Origin of the sequence: Nocardia sp. NPDC059177, assembly GCF_042755165.1 — a bacterium.
Lineage (GTDB): Bacteria > Actinomycetota > Actinomycetes > Mycobacteriales > Mycobacteriaceae > Nocardia.
This window is the reverse complement of the sequence record NZ_JBHZBX010000004.1, coordinates 106,450-120,231: the sequence shown is the minus strand read 5'-3', so window position 1 is coordinate 120,231 and position 13,782 is coordinate 106,450. Positions and strand designations below refer to the sequence as shown.

At 68.6% G+C, this 13,782-nt stretch carries 15 protein-coding genes; 5 read left to right on the top strand and 10 right to left on the bottom strand.

Features of this window, described 5'->3' with window-relative positions; genetic code table 11:
* Positions 1-15: 15 nt before the first annotated feature.
* Positions 16-723 carry a DsbA family oxidoreductase gene (locus ACFXK0_RS06960; protein ID WP_379408915.1) on the bottom strand — a complete coding sequence of 236 codons (708 nt, stop codon included), beginning with the start codon at positions 721-723 and terminating at the stop codon, positions 16-18.
* Between the two features lie 139 nt (positions 724-862).
* Between ACFXK0_RS06960 and ACFXK0_RS06955 the strand changes: the two genes are divergently transcribed.
* Both ACFXK0_RS06955 and ACFXK0_RS06950 read left to right on the top strand, forming a co-directional pair.
* A complete protein-coding gene (locus ACFXK0_RS06955; RefSeq protein ID WP_379408914.1) occupies positions 863-1,618 on the top strand; it encodes a histidine phosphatase family protein in 756 nt (251 codons plus the stop codon).
* A 46-nt stretch (positions 1,619-1,664) separates the two neighbouring features.
* A complete protein-coding gene (locus tag ACFXK0_RS06950) occupies positions 1,665-3,521 on the top strand; it encodes a Na+/H+ antiporter (RefSeq protein WP_379408913.1) in 1,857 nt (618 codons plus the stop codon).
* A gap of 13 nt (positions 3,522-3,534) precedes the next feature.
* On the opposite strand, the gene ACFXK0_RS06945 is transcribed toward ACFXK0_RS06950, so the two are convergent.
* Entirely contained in the window at positions 3,535-4,083 is a 549-nt protein-coding gene (locus tag ACFXK0_RS06945; protein WP_379408912.1) for a TetR/AcrR family transcriptional regulator, read from the bottom strand.
* A 215-nt stretch (positions 4,084-4,298) separates the two neighbouring features.
* Here ACFXK0_RS06945 and ACFXK0_RS06940 point away from each other — a divergent pair, with 215 nt between their 5' ends.
* Both ACFXK0_RS06940 and ACFXK0_RS06935 read left to right on the top strand, forming a co-directional pair.
* Positions 4,299-4,907 carry a TetR/AcrR family transcriptional regulator gene (locus ACFXK0_RS06940; protein ID WP_379408911.1) on the top strand — a complete coding sequence of 203 codons (609 nt, stop codon included), beginning with the start codon at positions 4,299-4,301 and terminating at the stop codon, positions 4,905-4,907.
* Between the two features lie 11 nt (positions 4,908-4,918).
* Positions 4,919-5,575, top strand: a complete 657-nt coding sequence (locus ACFXK0_RS06935) for an enoyl-CoA hydratase-related protein (RefSeq protein ID WP_379408910.1) — start codon at positions 4,919-4,921, stop codon at positions 5,573-5,575.
* Position 5,576: 1 nt separating this feature from the next.
* On the opposite strand, the gene ACFXK0_RS06930 is transcribed toward ACFXK0_RS06935, so the two are convergent.
* From ACFXK0_RS06930 to ACFXK0_RS06915, 4 genes are all read right to left on the bottom strand, one after another.
* On the bottom strand, positions 5,577-6,413 hold the full coding sequence (locus ACFXK0_RS06930) for an Abi-alpha family protein (protein ID WP_379408909.1): 837 nt from the start codon (positions 6,411-6,413) through the stop codon (positions 5,577-5,579).
* A gap of 2 nt (positions 6,414-6,415) precedes the next feature.
* Positions 6,416-7,834 carry a hypothetical protein gene (locus tag ACFXK0_RS06925; RefSeq protein ID WP_379408908.1) on the bottom strand — a complete coding sequence of 473 codons (1,419 nt, stop codon included), beginning with the start codon at positions 7,832-7,834 and terminating at the stop codon, positions 6,416-6,418.
* 112 nt (positions 7,835-7,946) lie between these two features.
* Positions 7,947-8,735, bottom strand: coding sequence for a universal stress protein (locus tag ACFXK0_RS06920; RefSeq protein WP_379408907.1), 789 nt, complete (start codon positions 8,733-8,735; stop codon positions 7,947-7,949).
* A gap of 85 nt (positions 8,736-8,820) precedes the next feature.
* The gene (locus ACFXK0_RS06915) at positions 8,821-9,522 is read right to left on the bottom strand and encodes a dienelactone hydrolase family protein (protein ID WP_379408906.1); all 702 of its coding nucleotides are present in this window, start codon (positions 9,520-9,522) and stop codon (positions 8,821-8,823) included.
* A gap of 219 nt (positions 9,523-9,741) precedes the next feature.
* Here ACFXK0_RS06915 and ACFXK0_RS06910 point away from each other — a divergent pair, with 219 nt between their 5' ends.
* Positions 9,742-10,323, top strand: a complete 582-nt coding sequence (locus ACFXK0_RS06910) for a VOC family protein (protein WP_379408905.1) — start codon at positions 9,742-9,744, stop codon at positions 10,321-10,323.
* 35 nt (positions 10,324-10,358) lie between these two features.
* Here the strand turns inward: ACFXK0_RS06910 and mshC are convergent, their stop codons facing one another.
* The 4 genes from mshC to ACFXK0_RS06890 all read right to left on the bottom strand — a co-directional run bounded on the left by mshC (position 10,359) and on the right by ACFXK0_RS06890 (position 13,732).
* Positions 10,359-11,597, bottom strand: coding sequence for a cysteine--1-D-myo-inosityl 2-amino-2-deoxy-alpha-D-glucopyranoside ligase (mshC, locus tag ACFXK0_RS06905; RefSeq protein WP_379408904.1), 1,239 nt, complete (start codon positions 11,595-11,597; stop codon positions 10,359-10,361).
* 363 nt (positions 11,598-11,960) lie between these two features.
* The gene (locus ACFXK0_RS06900) at positions 11,961-12,227 is read right to left on the bottom strand and encodes a hypothetical protein (protein ID WP_379408903.1); all 267 of its coding nucleotides are present in this window, start codon (positions 12,225-12,227) and stop codon (positions 11,961-11,963) included.
* 115 nt (positions 12,228-12,342) lie between these two features.
* Positions 12,343-13,140: an SCO1664 family protein gene (locus ACFXK0_RS06895; RefSeq protein ID WP_379408902.1), complete on the bottom strand. Its 798-nt coding sequence runs from the start codon at positions 13,138-13,140 to the stop codon at positions 12,343-12,345.
* A gap of 4 nt (positions 13,141-13,144) precedes the next feature.
* Positions 13,145-13,732, bottom strand: a complete 588-nt coding sequence (locus tag ACFXK0_RS06890) for a DUF3090 domain-containing protein (RefSeq protein WP_379408901.1) — start codon at positions 13,730-13,732, stop codon at positions 13,145-13,147.
* Between the last annotated feature and the right edge of the window lie 50 nt (positions 13,733-13,782).

Here is a 13,782-nt window from a genome sequence, read left to right as displayed (position 1 = left end):
CCCGCGTGGCGCCGGTCAGATCGCGCAGCCGTCGGGTCCGCAGGTGTCCTCGTCGGCGGCGAGGACGACCGGGGCGGGGCGGTCGTTCCAGGCGGTGGTCAATGCCTGGGTGAACACCTCGGTCGGCTGGGCGCCGGAGACGGCGTACTTGTCGTCGAAGACGAAGAACGGGACACCGGTCGCGCCGAGCTGGCTGGCGGCGCGTTCGTCCTGGCGCACGGCATCGGCGTAGGCGTTCGGGTCGTCGAGGACCGCGCGGACGGCGGTTTCGTCGAGCCCGGCTGCCACCGCGACCGCGACGAGGCGTTCGGTGTCGGCGAAGATCGGGGCCGGTTCGGCGAAGTTGGCGGCGTAGAGGGCGTCGACGAGGCGGTCCTGGTTGCCCTGTTCGTGGGCGAAGTGCAGCAGCCGGTGCATGTCGAAGCTGTTGCCGAAGTCGCGGCCGCTGGTCTGATAGGGCAAGCCGAGCTGGGCGGCCTGGGCGGCGATGCCGCGTTCGTTGGCGGCGGCCTGTTCGACGCTGATGCCGTACTTGGCGGCGATGTGCGCGATGACCGGGCCGGAGGCGTCGGCGGGCAGGCCGGGGTCCAGTTCGAAGGAGCGGTGCACGACCTCGACCTCGGCGCGATGTTCGAAGCCGGCCAGTGCCTGGTCGAAGCGGGCCTTGCCCAGGTAGCAGAAGGGGCAGTTGATGTCGGTCCAGATCTCTACTCTGGTTGTCACGCGGGCCTCCTGGCGGCATTCGACCGGCGGTGTCCCGCCGAACACATCTGGACAAGCGTTCAAATCTGTGGGTGCAACATCGGCAACGGAGCCGGTATTCCCAGCGCGTCCGGGCACGACAGGACAGCGAGGACAACCGATGACAGCCGATCACCGCAGAGGCTGGATACCAGCGCCCGAGGGACTCCTCGTCCCCCGCGCACTCGGCGGCCTGTGGGCGATACGCCACGCGCAGAGCCGCGCCAACGCCTGGTTCGCCGACCCCGCCACCGAAACGCGCCCGATGCGCGGCACCGACGCCGAAGTGGAACTGACCAGCTACGGCGAATGGCAGGCGCACTGCCTGGGCGGCTGGCTGGCCGGACTTGCCTCGATCCAGCGACCCACCCTGGTGGTCTGCTCGCCCTACCTGCGTACCCGGCTCACCTGGGCGTTGATGGCCGAGGCCGCCGCCACCCGCAACCGGCACCTGCGCCCGATCCGCACCCTGGTCGACGAACGCCTGCGCGACCGCGAGATGGGCATCTTCGAACTCCACCCCTACCGGGCGATCCGGCGCCGCTCCCCCGAGGAAGCCGCCCGCCGCGAACAGATCGGCAACTGGGTCTACCGGCCCCCGGGCGGGGAATCCCTGGCCGATGTCGCGCTGCGGGTGCGCGGCTTCCTCGACGAACTCGACACCGTCGCCGCCGGCGAACAAGTCCTGCTGGTCGCCCACGACGCGGTGGTGCTCGCGCTGCGCTACATCCTCGACGGACTGGGCGCGCCGGTCCCTGATTCGCTCGAACCGGTACCCAACGCCTCGGTCTCGCAGTGGCGGCGCGAGGGCTCGCGACTGACGCTGCGGGTGTGGGGCGCGACCGACCACCTGGCCGTCGACGAGCAGGCCGGGTGATCAGCGCACCCGGACCGAACCCTGGTCCGGGTGCGAGAATGCCGGGGTGCATATCGCGATCGGCTTGGTGGTACTCATCGGTTCGGCGACCGCGCTCGCGGCACTGGCCCGCCGCGCCGGGATATCCGAACCGCTGGTGCTGACCCTGGCCGGGGTCGCGGCGTCCTATCTGCCGATGGTGCCGCAGGTGCATCTGGAACCGGAGGTGGTGCTGCTCGGCCTGCTGCCGCCACTGCTCTACACCGCGGCGCTGCGCACCTCACTGGTCGACTTCAAGGACAATCTGCGCACCATCGCCTCGCTGTCGGTGGGGCTGGTGCTGTTCAGCACCTTCACCGTGGCGCTGGTGGTGTGGTGGCTGCTGCCGGTGCCCTTCGCCGCCGCGGTCGCCCTCGGCGCGGTGGTGGCACCCCCGGACGCGGTGGCCGCCACCACGGTCGCGCGGCGCACCGGCATGCCACGCAGCATCGTCACCGTGCTCGAGGACGAGTCGCTGTTCAACGACGCGACCGCGCTGGTGTCGTTGCGCAGCGCGATCGCGGCGATGGCCGGCGCGGTCACCGTGTGGCAGATCGGCGAGGACTTCCTGATCGCCGCCGTCGGTGGCGCGCTGATCGGCGCGGTGGTGGCGGCACTGCTGGTGGCGGTGCGCAAACGGATCAACGATCCGGTGCTCGACACCACCGCCTCCCTGCTGGCACCGTTCGTGGCGTATCTGCCGGCCGAACACTTCCATGCCTCCGGGGTGATCGCCGTGGTGACCTGCGGGATGATCCTGGGTCACGGCGCGCAACGCTGGCAGGGCGCGGCCTCACGGGTCGCCGAGACCACCAACTGGCGCACCATCCAGTTCATCCTGGAGAGCGCGGTGTTCCTGATCATCGGCCTGCAGGTGCGCTGGATCGTCGAGGGCGCCTGGCACAGCGGCCTGGACCACTCGACGCTGCTGGTCACGGCGGTGGCGGTACTGGCGGCGGTGATGGTGGCCCGCCCGATCTGGGTGTTCACGCCGGTGCTGGTTGCGCGGCTGTTCGGGCGGTCGCGCGAACCGTTGAGTCATGCCGCGGTGGTGTCGTGGGCGGGTATGCGCGGGGTGGTGACCCTGGCCGCGGTGCTGCTGCTGCCCGAGTCCACCCCGCAGTTGCCGGTATTGGAACTGCTGGCGCTGGTGGTGGTCGGTGGCACTCTGCTGGTGCAGGGCACCTCGCTGCCGTGGCTGGTGCGGCTGCTGAAGCTGCGCGGCCCGACCCGCGCCGAGGACGCGCTGGCCAAAGCCGATCTGCTGCAGCAGGCCGCCGGTGCCGGGCTGGCCGAACTGGATCGCCGGATCGGGCCCGACACCCCCGAGCCGGTGATCGAGTCGCTGCGCCAGCGGCTGATCTGGCGGACCAACGCCGCCTGGGAACGGCTGGGGCGCCCCGAGGCCGAATTGGCCACGCCCACCGCGGAATACCGGCGGCTGCGGCTGGCCATGCTGGCCGCCGAACGCGACACCGTGCTGGCGGTGCGCGACGCGGGCACGGTCGACTACGAGGTACTGCAGCATGTGCTGGCGCGCCTGGATCTCGAGGAGTCGATGATCGACCGTTTCGACGAGGCCGACGACGATCAGCGTCTCGAACCGCTGGCCGGTGCGGCCGCCCCCGACGGCTGCGAGCATCTGCGGCAGGCGCCGCTGCTGCGTGAACCCGACGGTGCGCTGGTGTGCGCGCAGTGCGTGGCCGAGGGGTCGACGTGGGTGCATCTGCGGTTGTGCACGGCGTGCGGCACCATCGGCTGCTGCGAGTCGTCGGTGGGCAATCACGCCAGCGCCCACCATCACGCGAGCGGGCATCCGGTGATGCGCAGTATCGAGCCGGGCGAAGTGTGGCGCTGGTGCTATGTGGACGAGCTGCTCGGCTGAGCCGGCGCGGAGTCTAGGCCGGGCGGTGCGAGTAGATCAGGCGCGCGTATTCGGCCAGCAGTTCGTCGAGTTCGGTGGGTTCGCCGGTGGCGGCGAGCTGCTGGTAGCCGATGATCATGGCCATGCCGAGTTCGGTGACCACCGTGGCGGTGGCTTCGTCGCCGACGACGCCGTCGATGACGCGGAACACGGTGCGGCGGCGGGACTCGTCGACGCGTTTGACGGTGACGTGCACCGATTCGTCGTTGGCCGCCCACGCCCGCAGCGCGGCTTCGGCGCCGTGTTCGAGCCCGCTGGCCAGCGCCGACATGGCGCGCACGTCGGCGTCGGGGTCGCCGTGGCCGACCTCGATGGTGCGTAGCTCGATCATCTGGCGGTTCTCCCAGTGCTCGAGCAGTGTGTCGACGAAGCCCTGCCAGGAACCGAAGTGGTGGTAGAACGAGCCGCTGGTGACGCCGAGGCGACGGCACAACACCCCGATGTTGAGTCCTTTGAAGCCGAACTCGGCGAGCACCGCCACCGCGGTGTCGAAGTACTGCTCCTTGGTGACCACTCGGGACATCGCGATGCCGTTCTGTTCGTTGCGGGCAGGGTCGAAGAATGCGAACAGTACCCCATCGTATCGATGCCCCGCGCGCCCGTAACGAAGTCCATGCTGTGCCGGGCGCGGCGCTGAACGTTGTGAAATAGCAAGCGCGGGAACGAAATCCGTGCACAGAGCGCTGTGAAGTGGATCCGGATGGAATAACAGAGCAATCGCTCTGTAAACTTTTGTTCATGCCGAGACCGCGCACCCACGACCCACAGGCCGTGCTGGACGCCGCCGAAAACCTCGCCGCCCGTTCCGGTCCGGCCGCGGTCACCGTCCGCGCGGTCGCCACCGCCACCGGCATCTCCAACGGCGCGCTCTACCACAGCTTCGGCTCCCGGCGGGAAGTACTGGCCCGCACCTGGTTACGCGCCGCGCACCGCTTCCTGGCCCTGCAATCGAGCGCGGTGACCGCCGCGCTCACCGCCACCGACCCCGACACCCGCATCGCCGCCGTCGTCGACGCCGCCGACACCCCGGCCCGCCTCGCCGAACACCACCCCGACTCCGCGCGCCTGCTGCTGCTCGTCGACCGCACCGACCTGCTCACCGGCGACCTGCCCCCGGAGCTGGCCCGCGAGATCGCCGCCACCGACAAGGCGCTGCTGTCGGTGCTGACCCGCCTCGCACGCGCCCTGTGGGGCCGCGCGGACCGGCGCGGTGTCGCCACCGTCACCGCCTGCCTGGTCGACCTGCCCACCGCGCTGCTGCTGCGCCGCGACCGCCTCACCGATCCCCTGGCCCGCACCCACCTGCGCGCCGCCGTCCGTGCCGTCCTCGAACTCGGCCCCCACTGAAAGGCACCACCTTGCCCACTCTGCGCCACCACGACACCGTCGCCGTCCTCGACCTCGGCGACGGCGAGAACCGCTTCTCCCCCGATTTCCTCACCGAAGTCCACACCCACCTCGACACCGTCGTCGCCGACGGCGCCGCGGCCCTGGTCACCACCGCGACCGGCAAGTTCTACTCCAACGGCCTGGACCTGGACTGGCTCTCGGCCAACCCCGACCACGCCACCGAATACGTCGAAGGCGTGCACACCCTGTTCGGGCGGGTCCTGACGCTGCCCATGCCCACCGCCGCGGCCCTCAACGGCCACGCCTTCGGCGCGGGCGCCATGCTCGCCATGGCCCACGACTACCGGGTCATGCGCGCCGACCGCGGCTACTTCTGCTTCCCCGAAGCCGACATCCGCATCCCGTTCACCAACGGCATGGCCGCGCTCATCCAGGCCAAGGTGCCGCCCAGGACCGCCGTCGCGGCCATGACCACCGGCCGCCGATTCGGTGGCGCCGACGCCGCCGCGTACGACCTCGTCGACACCACCGCCACCGCCGCCGACGTCCTCGACACCGCGCTCGGCATGCTCGCCCCGATCGGCGCCAAGGACCCCCAGACCATGACCGCGATCAAATCCGTCATGTACGCCGCAGTCCTCGACGCGCTGCGCGGCAAGGACTGACTCACGGCAACCGGGGGCCCTTGCCCAGGTAGATGTCACCGCGATCATCGCTGGCCCAACCGCCCCCGGTGTAGTCGTCGAGCACGAAACACGCCTCACAGAACTGCTTACCGAACACCGACAGATAGATGCTGCGATAGGAACTGATCGCGTGCATCTTCACCGACTTGTAGGCGGCCTGCGCGGCCGGTTGCGCCTCCAGGAACGCGTAACGACGGAAATCGGCGACCGGTTCGGTGGAGAACCGGACCAGCCCCAACCGGCTCAGATTGCCCAGATAATGGTGGTCACGTTCGGGAATCGCGCACCCGGCCATGTAGGCGATCATCGTGATGCCGTCGGCGAGGCGCTGCGAACCGATCCCGAACGGTGTCTTGGTGCGGATATCGATCGCCGGTTGCGGACCGGCCACCGCGAGGAACCGCAGAATACGGGCCTCGTCGGGTGTCAGGTCGTGCAGGATCGGCACGAACGACGGATGCAGATCACGCGGCTGCTGCGCCGAATCCCAGCCCTCGGTGATCATCGCGTCACCCATCGCCTTGAGATCCTCGGCGACCGGTTCGGGCGGACCGTAGACACCGGCGGCGGTCGGGGTCAGGCCCAGCGCGCTCAACGCGGCCCGGCGCACCATCTCCACCCGTTCGTCGAGGATCTGCGACATCGGCTCCCCGGCCCGGATGTCCTCGGCCAGTTCGGTCGCGGTGTGCAATGCGCCCTTGGTGACCGCGCCCACGATATGGCGCAACGACAAACCGGCCAGGCGCGCCAACCCGACCAGATCGGTCGGCACCTGAGGCTCGGGGCCGGGACTGCGGTCGGGCAGGTTCTCGTCCATGATCACACTCCGAAGACCAGCAGATGCAACGCCCCGATGACGACACCGAGCGCCCCACCGTGCGCGTAGAGCAGCCACGCGTCCTGTTCGATGGCGGTGTACAGCATTTCGACGAACTCCTCCGGCGGCAGTTCCCGCAGCTTCTCCGTCGCCAACCGGTCCACACTGGCCGCGGTGGTCTGCGAGAACTCCACGTCCTCGACCAGCCACGGCTTCATCTCCGTCGCCAGATTCGCCCCCGCGGTGGCCTGGATGGCGTCGAACTGCTTGGGCCCCACCGCCAATCGCGTCACCGACCGCAACGGACCGAGCACCCTATCGATCTCGGCCTTCAGGAAATGCGCGATCACCGCCCGCGTCTTGTCCCCGCTCGGCCCCTCCAACAGCTGCTCGGTGACCACATCCAGCGTGACGATCTGATACCCGATCGCATGCCCCAGATCCGCGGCCGCCTGATACTGCCGCTTCGCGAATTTCGCCACCCGCCACGGATATCGGTACCGCGGCTGCGGCACCGCGGGCTCGAACACCACCTTGATCGCGATGATATTGACCAGCACACCCACCACCGCGCCACCGACGAGCACCCACAGCCACGCAGGCAGGAAATGCAGGATGTCGTAGAGCCAGCCCGGCAACGAGATCAACGCCGGCGAATCACCGTGCGGGGTGCTGTAATGCAGCAGCGACAACCACAACGCCACCACCACCCCGAACGGAAACCCCAGCACCCCACTGCGGGTCATGAACCGCAACTCCGGGGCACCCAGACCGTAGATGACATCCTTGAGCAGCTCGGGGCGCCGCCGCAGATAGCCCACCACCATCAACTTCACATCCAGCAGCTGATCGATATTGGCGCCGATGAAATCGAACGCGCGATCGGTGATCGCCGGCAGCTCGGCCTCCACCCGCGTATACATCGCCTCCCGCGCCCGCGGCGGCATATCCGCCCACAGCTTCGGATGCTCGCTGACCATCACCTCATCCACCATCGACCGCACATTCGGCAACGCCACCCGCGCCACCTGCGCGGAGATCTTGCGCGGATCCATCTGATCGAAGAAATCCTTGGCAGTGCCGATCTTGGCGACCGCATTGTCGACCATCAAACTGGCCATCTTCTCCGCCCGCGCCGGAATGAACCCCTGGAAACCGAGAATGCCACCCGGCGCGAACGTGGGCAGAATCTGCACCTTGCGCGGCAACAACGGAAACACCGTCTTCAGGCCCGGCACATAGAACCCGGTGAACCGCACCGGCGCGAACAACATGATCACCCCGGTCCAGTTGGTGATCAGGCCGGCCATCGCGCTGAAGATCGGAATGCTGATCATGTCGACCCAGAACTTCGACAGCCCGGTCGCCTGCTCCCAGTCCAGCAGTCCGAAGAACCCCGCCGCTACGATCCCAGCATCCATCCGGCGTCCACTCCGTCGTGTTCCGAACTACGCGCGTGCAGCTGATCATAGGTGACCGATCAGGCCCGATCAGGCAAGTTGTCCGCTTCCCCGCTAAACCGGAGCTAACTCGCTACCGGGGCGTGGTATCGACCAACAGCAGATTGGTGTCGATGTCATGGGTGACCTTGTTGGCCACCGAACCCAGCAGCCGCGCCGGACCACTCATCCCGCGATTGCCGATGACGACCAGATCGTATTTCCAGGCCACATTGCAGATCGCCTCCGCCGCGGGCACCCCGGTCAGCACATCACGCCCGAACAGTTCCGGATCGGCGAGCTCGACCTGCCCCTCCACCTCGGCCAGCGTGTCGGCGCCCTCGGACTCGGTCTTGGCCGCGGTCACCAGGAACGGACGCGCACCCAGCGCCGACGCGAGCTCGTAGCCGCGGCGCACCGCGGTCAGCGAACTCTCCGACCCGTCGGTGGTCAAACCCATCGTCGTCCACCGCTTCGGCACCTTGTGGGTGAACACCACATCGGTATCGCTGTGATGGGACACATGATTGGCGGTCGAACCGAGCAGCCGCGCCTTGGATCTGCCCAGCCCACCCCCACCGATCACCAGCAACGTCCCCGGCACCCGCGCCGCCACCTCCAGCAGCACCGGCCCCGCCGCACCGTCGAGCTCGACCCGCTCCACCGCACCGACACCGGCCGCCGCCAACACCGCCGCGGCCTCGGCGGTGACCTGCTGGGCCCAGGCGGCATCGGTACCCGCCTTGAGCGTCGCTTCCTTCCACACACTGACCACCGTGACCCCGACCGCTAGCCGCGCGGCGAGCTCACCGGCCACCGTCACCGCGGTCTGCCCGGACTCCGAGCCGTTGGTCCCCACCACGATCCGCTGATAGCACCCCATGTGACGCTCTCCGATCGACGGCAGGTCAGCTGAGCTGTGGCCCACAGTATAGGTGCCGCACACCCTCGGCAATCGGGCCGAACGCTCAGTCGCCGCCGCGCAGGTACCGGTCGAAGAAGGCGAAGATCCGCTGCCACGCGTCCTCGGTGGCCGCCGCGTCATGCCCCAGACCGATCCGCTGCAACACCCGATCACCGGGCATGACATTGGCGAAACCGTGCGTCACATCCGGGTAGGTCTTGATGTCGTGATCGACCCCGGCCGCGGTCAGTGCCGCCGTCAGCTTTTCCGGCGCACTCGACAGTGCGGGATCACGGCCACCATAGCTGGCAACCACCGGGCAAGCACCGTCGAGCAGGGTCTGGTAGTCGCCGAAGAGGCTGCCGTAGAACGGTGCCGCGGCATCGAATCCCCGCGGCGCGGTGAGCAGCGCGAATCCGCCACCCAGACAGAAACCGAGCACCCCGATCCGGCCGGTGCAGTCCGGGTCGGCGGCGAGATGGTCGCGGGCGGCCAGGATCTCCGCCACCGCAGGCCCGGTCCCGGTGAACGCGACCGCCCGGAACGCCTGCCGGATACAGCGCACCCGCCCCCGGGTGAACAGATTCGGCGCGATCACCATGAAGCCCGCACCGGTGACGATCTCGACCTGACGGCGCAAGTCCTCGCTCACTCCGAGCGCATCGTGCAAGACGACCACACCCGGCCACGGCCCCGCCCCCGCCGGGCGCGCGATCATGACATCGAGTGGCGTACCCGCCGGTGTATCGATCCGGATCGTTTCCATCGCACGAATCTAGAACCCGACACCGCGATCGGGGAGCGAATCAGCCGACACCGGCACCGAGCCGGCGGGCGAGGTCGGCACCGGACCAGTGCCGACGGCTCTGCAGCAGACCGCGAGGATGCGAGTGCTGGTCGACACACCCCGAGGCCAGGCACAGTTGCGGCCACATCCTGTCCGCAACTGCGGCGAATATCAGGGCACCAACCGAAAGGAGACAGTATGTCCACCACTCCCGCCGTCCCCCCGGCACCCGCCGGATCCGCCACGGTCGACCCCTTCATCTGGACCGACGACGCGGCAGGTCTGCTCGGCTTCCTGGTCGCGGTGTTCGGGGCGATCGAGGTCCCCGAGGCGCGGACCGCCGACACCGACGGCCTCATTCTGCATTCCGAACTGCGGATCGGCGATTCGACGCTGACGATCGCCGACCGCAAACCGGACTGGCCGTATACACCGTCCTTCGTCCGCGTCTACGTCGACGATCCGGCCGCCACCCTGGAACGAGCCGCCGCGCGTGGTGCGCGGATCGTGACCGAGCCGACCGATTTCTGGGGCGACGTACTCTCCCGCTTCGCCGACCCGTTCGGCCACCTGTGGTGGGTGTACAAGCACAATCCGGGCAACGCGTCCTGGGACGAAACCTCCACCGACGGCTCCGGCGACGACAGTTGGGGGCAGGCAGACTCCACCGAGGACGCGGGCGAGCAGTCCTGGGAATCGTTCTCGACACCGGAGTTGACCGCCGTTCACTCCTCGCTCATGGAAGCGATGACGTCGCTGAAGGACCCGCGCATCCGCTGATCGATGCCCTGCGGCCCGCACCCGGACCGCAGGGCTCAGAGAGCGATACCCAGCAGCGCGTCGACCGCAGTCCGGACCAGGGCGGGAGCAGCGGTGTCGGTGCCGCCGTAAGCGATGGCCTGACCCGCCCAGTTGTCGACCGCGTCCAGAGCCTTCGGCGTGTCCAGGTCGTCGGCCAGGTGCTGGCGCAGCCGCGCGACGGTCTCGGCCGCCGACGGGCCCGCGGGCAGCGCGGTGGCCTCACGCCAGCGATCCAGCCGGGTCTGCGCGGTGGCCAGGACCTCGTCGGTCCACATACGGTCCTGCCGGTAGTGCCCGGCGAACAGGCCGGCGCGGATCGCCGCCGGATCGACCCCGGAGCGGCGCAGCTTCGACACCAGCACCAGATTGCCCTTGGACTTCGACATCTTCTCACCGTCCAGGCCGATCAGCCCGGAGTGCACATAATGGCGGGCGAAACGACGCGCGCCGGTGATCGCCTCCGCGTGCGCGGCGGAATACTCGTGATGGGGGTAGATCAGGTCCGAGCCGCCACCCTGGACATCGAACTCGGTACCGATACGGTTGAGCGCGATCGCCGCACACTCGATGTGCCAGCCGGGCCGACCGGCCCCGAACGGGGCAGGCCAGGACGGTTCACCCGGCCGGGCCGCCCGCCACAGCAGCGCGTCGATGGTGTCGCGTTTACCCGCCCGGTCCGGGTCGCCGCCGCGTTCGGCGAACAGTGTCTCCATGGTCGCGCGGTCGTAGCCGGATTCGTAACCGAACTGCTCGGTGGCGTCGGTACGGAAGTAGATATCGGGGTACTCGGCGTCGTCGACGGTGTAGGCCGCGCCCGCGGTCAGCAGCTTCTGCACCAGCTCGACCACTTCGTCGACCGATTCGATCGCCCCGATGTAGTGCCGCGGCGGCAGCACCTGCAAGGCGGTCATGTCCTCCCGGAACAGCTCGATCTCGGAGTTACCCAGCTCACGCCAGTCGACCCCGTCACGGGCCGCGCGCTCGAAGAGCGGATCGTCGACATCGGTCACGTTCTGCACATAGTGCACATCATGGCCCGCATCCCGCCACAGGCGGTTGACCAGGTCGAATGTCAGATAGGTGGCGGCATGACCGAGGTGGGTGGCGTCATACGGGGTGATGCCGCAGACATACATTTTCGCGGTCGCGCCAGGGGTGACCGGGCGGACCTGGCGGTCGGCGGTGTCGAACAACCGCAACGGCGGCCCTGCTCCGGGGACGGTCGGTAGGGCGATATCGGACCAGGACTGCATGATTCGAGGGTAGAGCCCCCGCCGGAGTGCCCGCCCCGCGGGCCGGGTCAGGCGGTAGCTCGCGGGGTCGCGGCGCCGGCCGCTACCTGGACACCAGCGTGTCCGCCGGCGTGCGTCAAGTGTTGTGCTCGAGCAGAACAGCTGGTCGCGGCGCTGCGGGCAGATCCCCACACCGCGTAGGCGCCCGCCTCGGCGAACGATTGCCGGACGAGAACGACACGGCACCCGGCCCCGATTCCGCGAGGCGCAATTATCGAACGTGATTATCCCGGATCTGATAATCGGGGCGCCGACGCCCACAGCACCGGGAGCGAGGTGTCGTCGCGCGTCGGGAGCGGCGACACCTCACCTCGGCTCAGCCGATCAGGGCTGGGCGTAGCACTGCACGTTGGTGCCGTCCACCTCGGGACCGAACTGCGGCAGCGCGTAGTACGCCGCACCCACCTGATCGGCCGCCTCCACGGTCACATCCGGCAGCGGCGCACCGGCACGGTCGGTGGCCTTGCACACGAAGGTCTTCTCCGTCCACCACCCGGCCGGGAACGCCTGCGCGGGCGCCGCGGCAGCAGCCACAGCGCCGGTGAGCAGCAGCGCGGCCGCCGAGGTGGTGACGATCGAACGAGTCGACATGTTTTTCCTCTGATCTTGCGTTGATGACGAAAGTGCTTGGAGCACACTAGCACCGGCCCTGACCAGGCAACAGACCCCATAAAGCACCGTCATCCACCCGCAGGCGGGGCATCGATCAGAACGCGGGCCAGGGGATCGGGCGCGCGGAATCCGGGACCGGCATCACCGGATGCTCCAGCAACGACTTCGTCCGTTCGATCAACGCGGTGATCTCGGCATCGGTGATATGCGGCGCCAGCGAATCCGCCACCGCCCCCGGCAGATTCGCCGCGAACACCGAGATGTCGGTGATCAGCGACTCGTGCACCGGCGAACCCGCCCACCCCCACAACACCGTCCGCAACTTCGGCTCACTGTGCAGGCAGATACCGTGATCGACACCGTAGACCTGACCGTCCACACCCTCGAGCGCATGCCCACCCTTGCGATCGGCATTGTTGAGCAACAGATCCAGCACCGCCATCCGCTGCAACCGCGGATCATCGGCATGGATCAGCGACACCTCGCGACCGTCACCGTCCAACGCCCGCAACACCTCACAGAACCCCGCAGGCACCGTCCCCGGCGTACACAGATCCACCAGATCCAGCCGCTGCCGCGCATCGGTGCGATTGTCCACCGAGGTCACCCAGCGCTGCACCATCCCCGACCCGAACGGGCCGTCGCGCAACACCGTCTCCGGAATGACACCCCACCCCAACCGCTCCGAGATCAGATACGACGCCACCTCACGCCCGGCCAGCGTGCCGTCCGGGAAATCCCACAGCGGCCGCTCACCACGCACCGGCTTGTACACCACCCGCAACGGGCCACCGCCGGGCCCCGGCCCGGCGATCTCACACACCAGCGTCAGATTGCTCGCCACGCCGACCCGCCCGACGATCTCCAGCTCACCCTCGGTCAGCGCCGACACCGCATCACTCCTCGTCGAGTTCGGCCGCACCGAAGATCTCGCCGCGCCGATACCCGTTGGTGCGCACACACATGTGCCCCCGCGCCGACAACGGCTCCCCACACAGCGGGCACGGCGGACGACCCGCCGCGATCACCCGGGTCGACCGCAACGCGAACTCCCGCGCCTGAATCGGCGTCAGGAACACCCGCACCGCGTCCGGGCCCTCCTCGGTGTCATCGAGCACCACCGACTCGTCGACCTCGGTCTCGGTGATCGCCAGCAACTCCACCACCACCGCGTTCGCGTCGGCATCCCAGCCCAGACCCATGGTCCCGACCCGGAACTCGGTATCGATCGGCGTCACCAGCGGCGCCACATCGCGCACGTCCTCGCCCTCGGGCGGCACCTCGGCACCGAAGCGGCGCGCCACCTCGTCCAGCAGCAAACCCATCCGGTCGGCGAGTACCTTCACCTGCTGCTTCTCCAGCAGCACGCTGACCACGCGCGGTTCCTGCACAGCCTGCAGGTAGAACGAACGATCGCCCGGTTCACCGACTGTCCCGGCGACGAAACGATCGGGGGTGCGAAAGACATGGATTGCGCGTGACACATGCACCTCCTGAGACGAAACCCTGATCGACACTCACGAACACACTCCCG

What these genes read in the sequence shown, in the direction of transcription:
- ACFXK0_RS06915 (WP_379408906.1), bottom strand. Translation starts at nt 9,522, where the DNA reads ATGGAAACGATCCGGATCGATACACCGGCGGGTACGCCACTCGATGTC.
- ACFXK0_RS06945 (WP_379408912.1), bottom strand. Translation starts at nt 4,083, where the DNA reads ATGTCCCGAGTGGTCACCAAGGAGCAGTACTTCGACACCGCGGTGGCG.
- mshC (WP_379408904.1), bottom strand. Translation starts at nt 11,597, where the DNA reads ATGCAGTCCTGGTCCGATATCGCCCTACCGACCGTCCCCGGAGCAGGG.
- ACFXK0_RS06940 (WP_379408911.1), top strand. Translation starts at nt 4,299, where the DNA reads ATGCCGAGACCGCGCACCCACGACCCACAGGCCGTGCTGGACGCCGCC.
- ACFXK0_RS06930 (WP_379408909.1), bottom strand. Translation starts at nt 6,413, where the DNA reads ATGGACGAGAACCTGCCCGACCGCAGTCCCGGCCCCGAGCCTCAGGTG.
- ACFXK0_RS06910 (WP_379408905.1), top strand. Translation starts at nt 9,742, where the DNA reads ATGTCCACCACTCCCGCCGTCCCCCCGGCACCCGCCGGATCCGCCACG.
- ACFXK0_RS06900 (WP_379408903.1), bottom strand. Translation starts at nt 12,227, where the DNA reads ATGTCGACTCGTTCGATCGTCACCACCTCGGCGGCCGCGCTGCTGCTC.
- ACFXK0_RS06925 (WP_379408908.1), bottom strand. Translation starts at nt 7,834, where the DNA reads ATGGATGCTGGGATCGTAGCGGCGGGGTTCTTCGGACTGCTGGACTGG.
- ACFXK0_RS06920 (WP_379408907.1), bottom strand. Translation starts at nt 8,735, where the DNA reads ATGGGGTGCTATCAGCGGATCGTGGTGGGGACCAACGGCTCGGAGTCC.
- ACFXK0_RS06955 (WP_379408914.1), top strand. Translation starts at nt 863, where the DNA reads ATGACAGCCGATCACCGCAGAGGCTGGATACCAGCGCCCGAGGGACTC.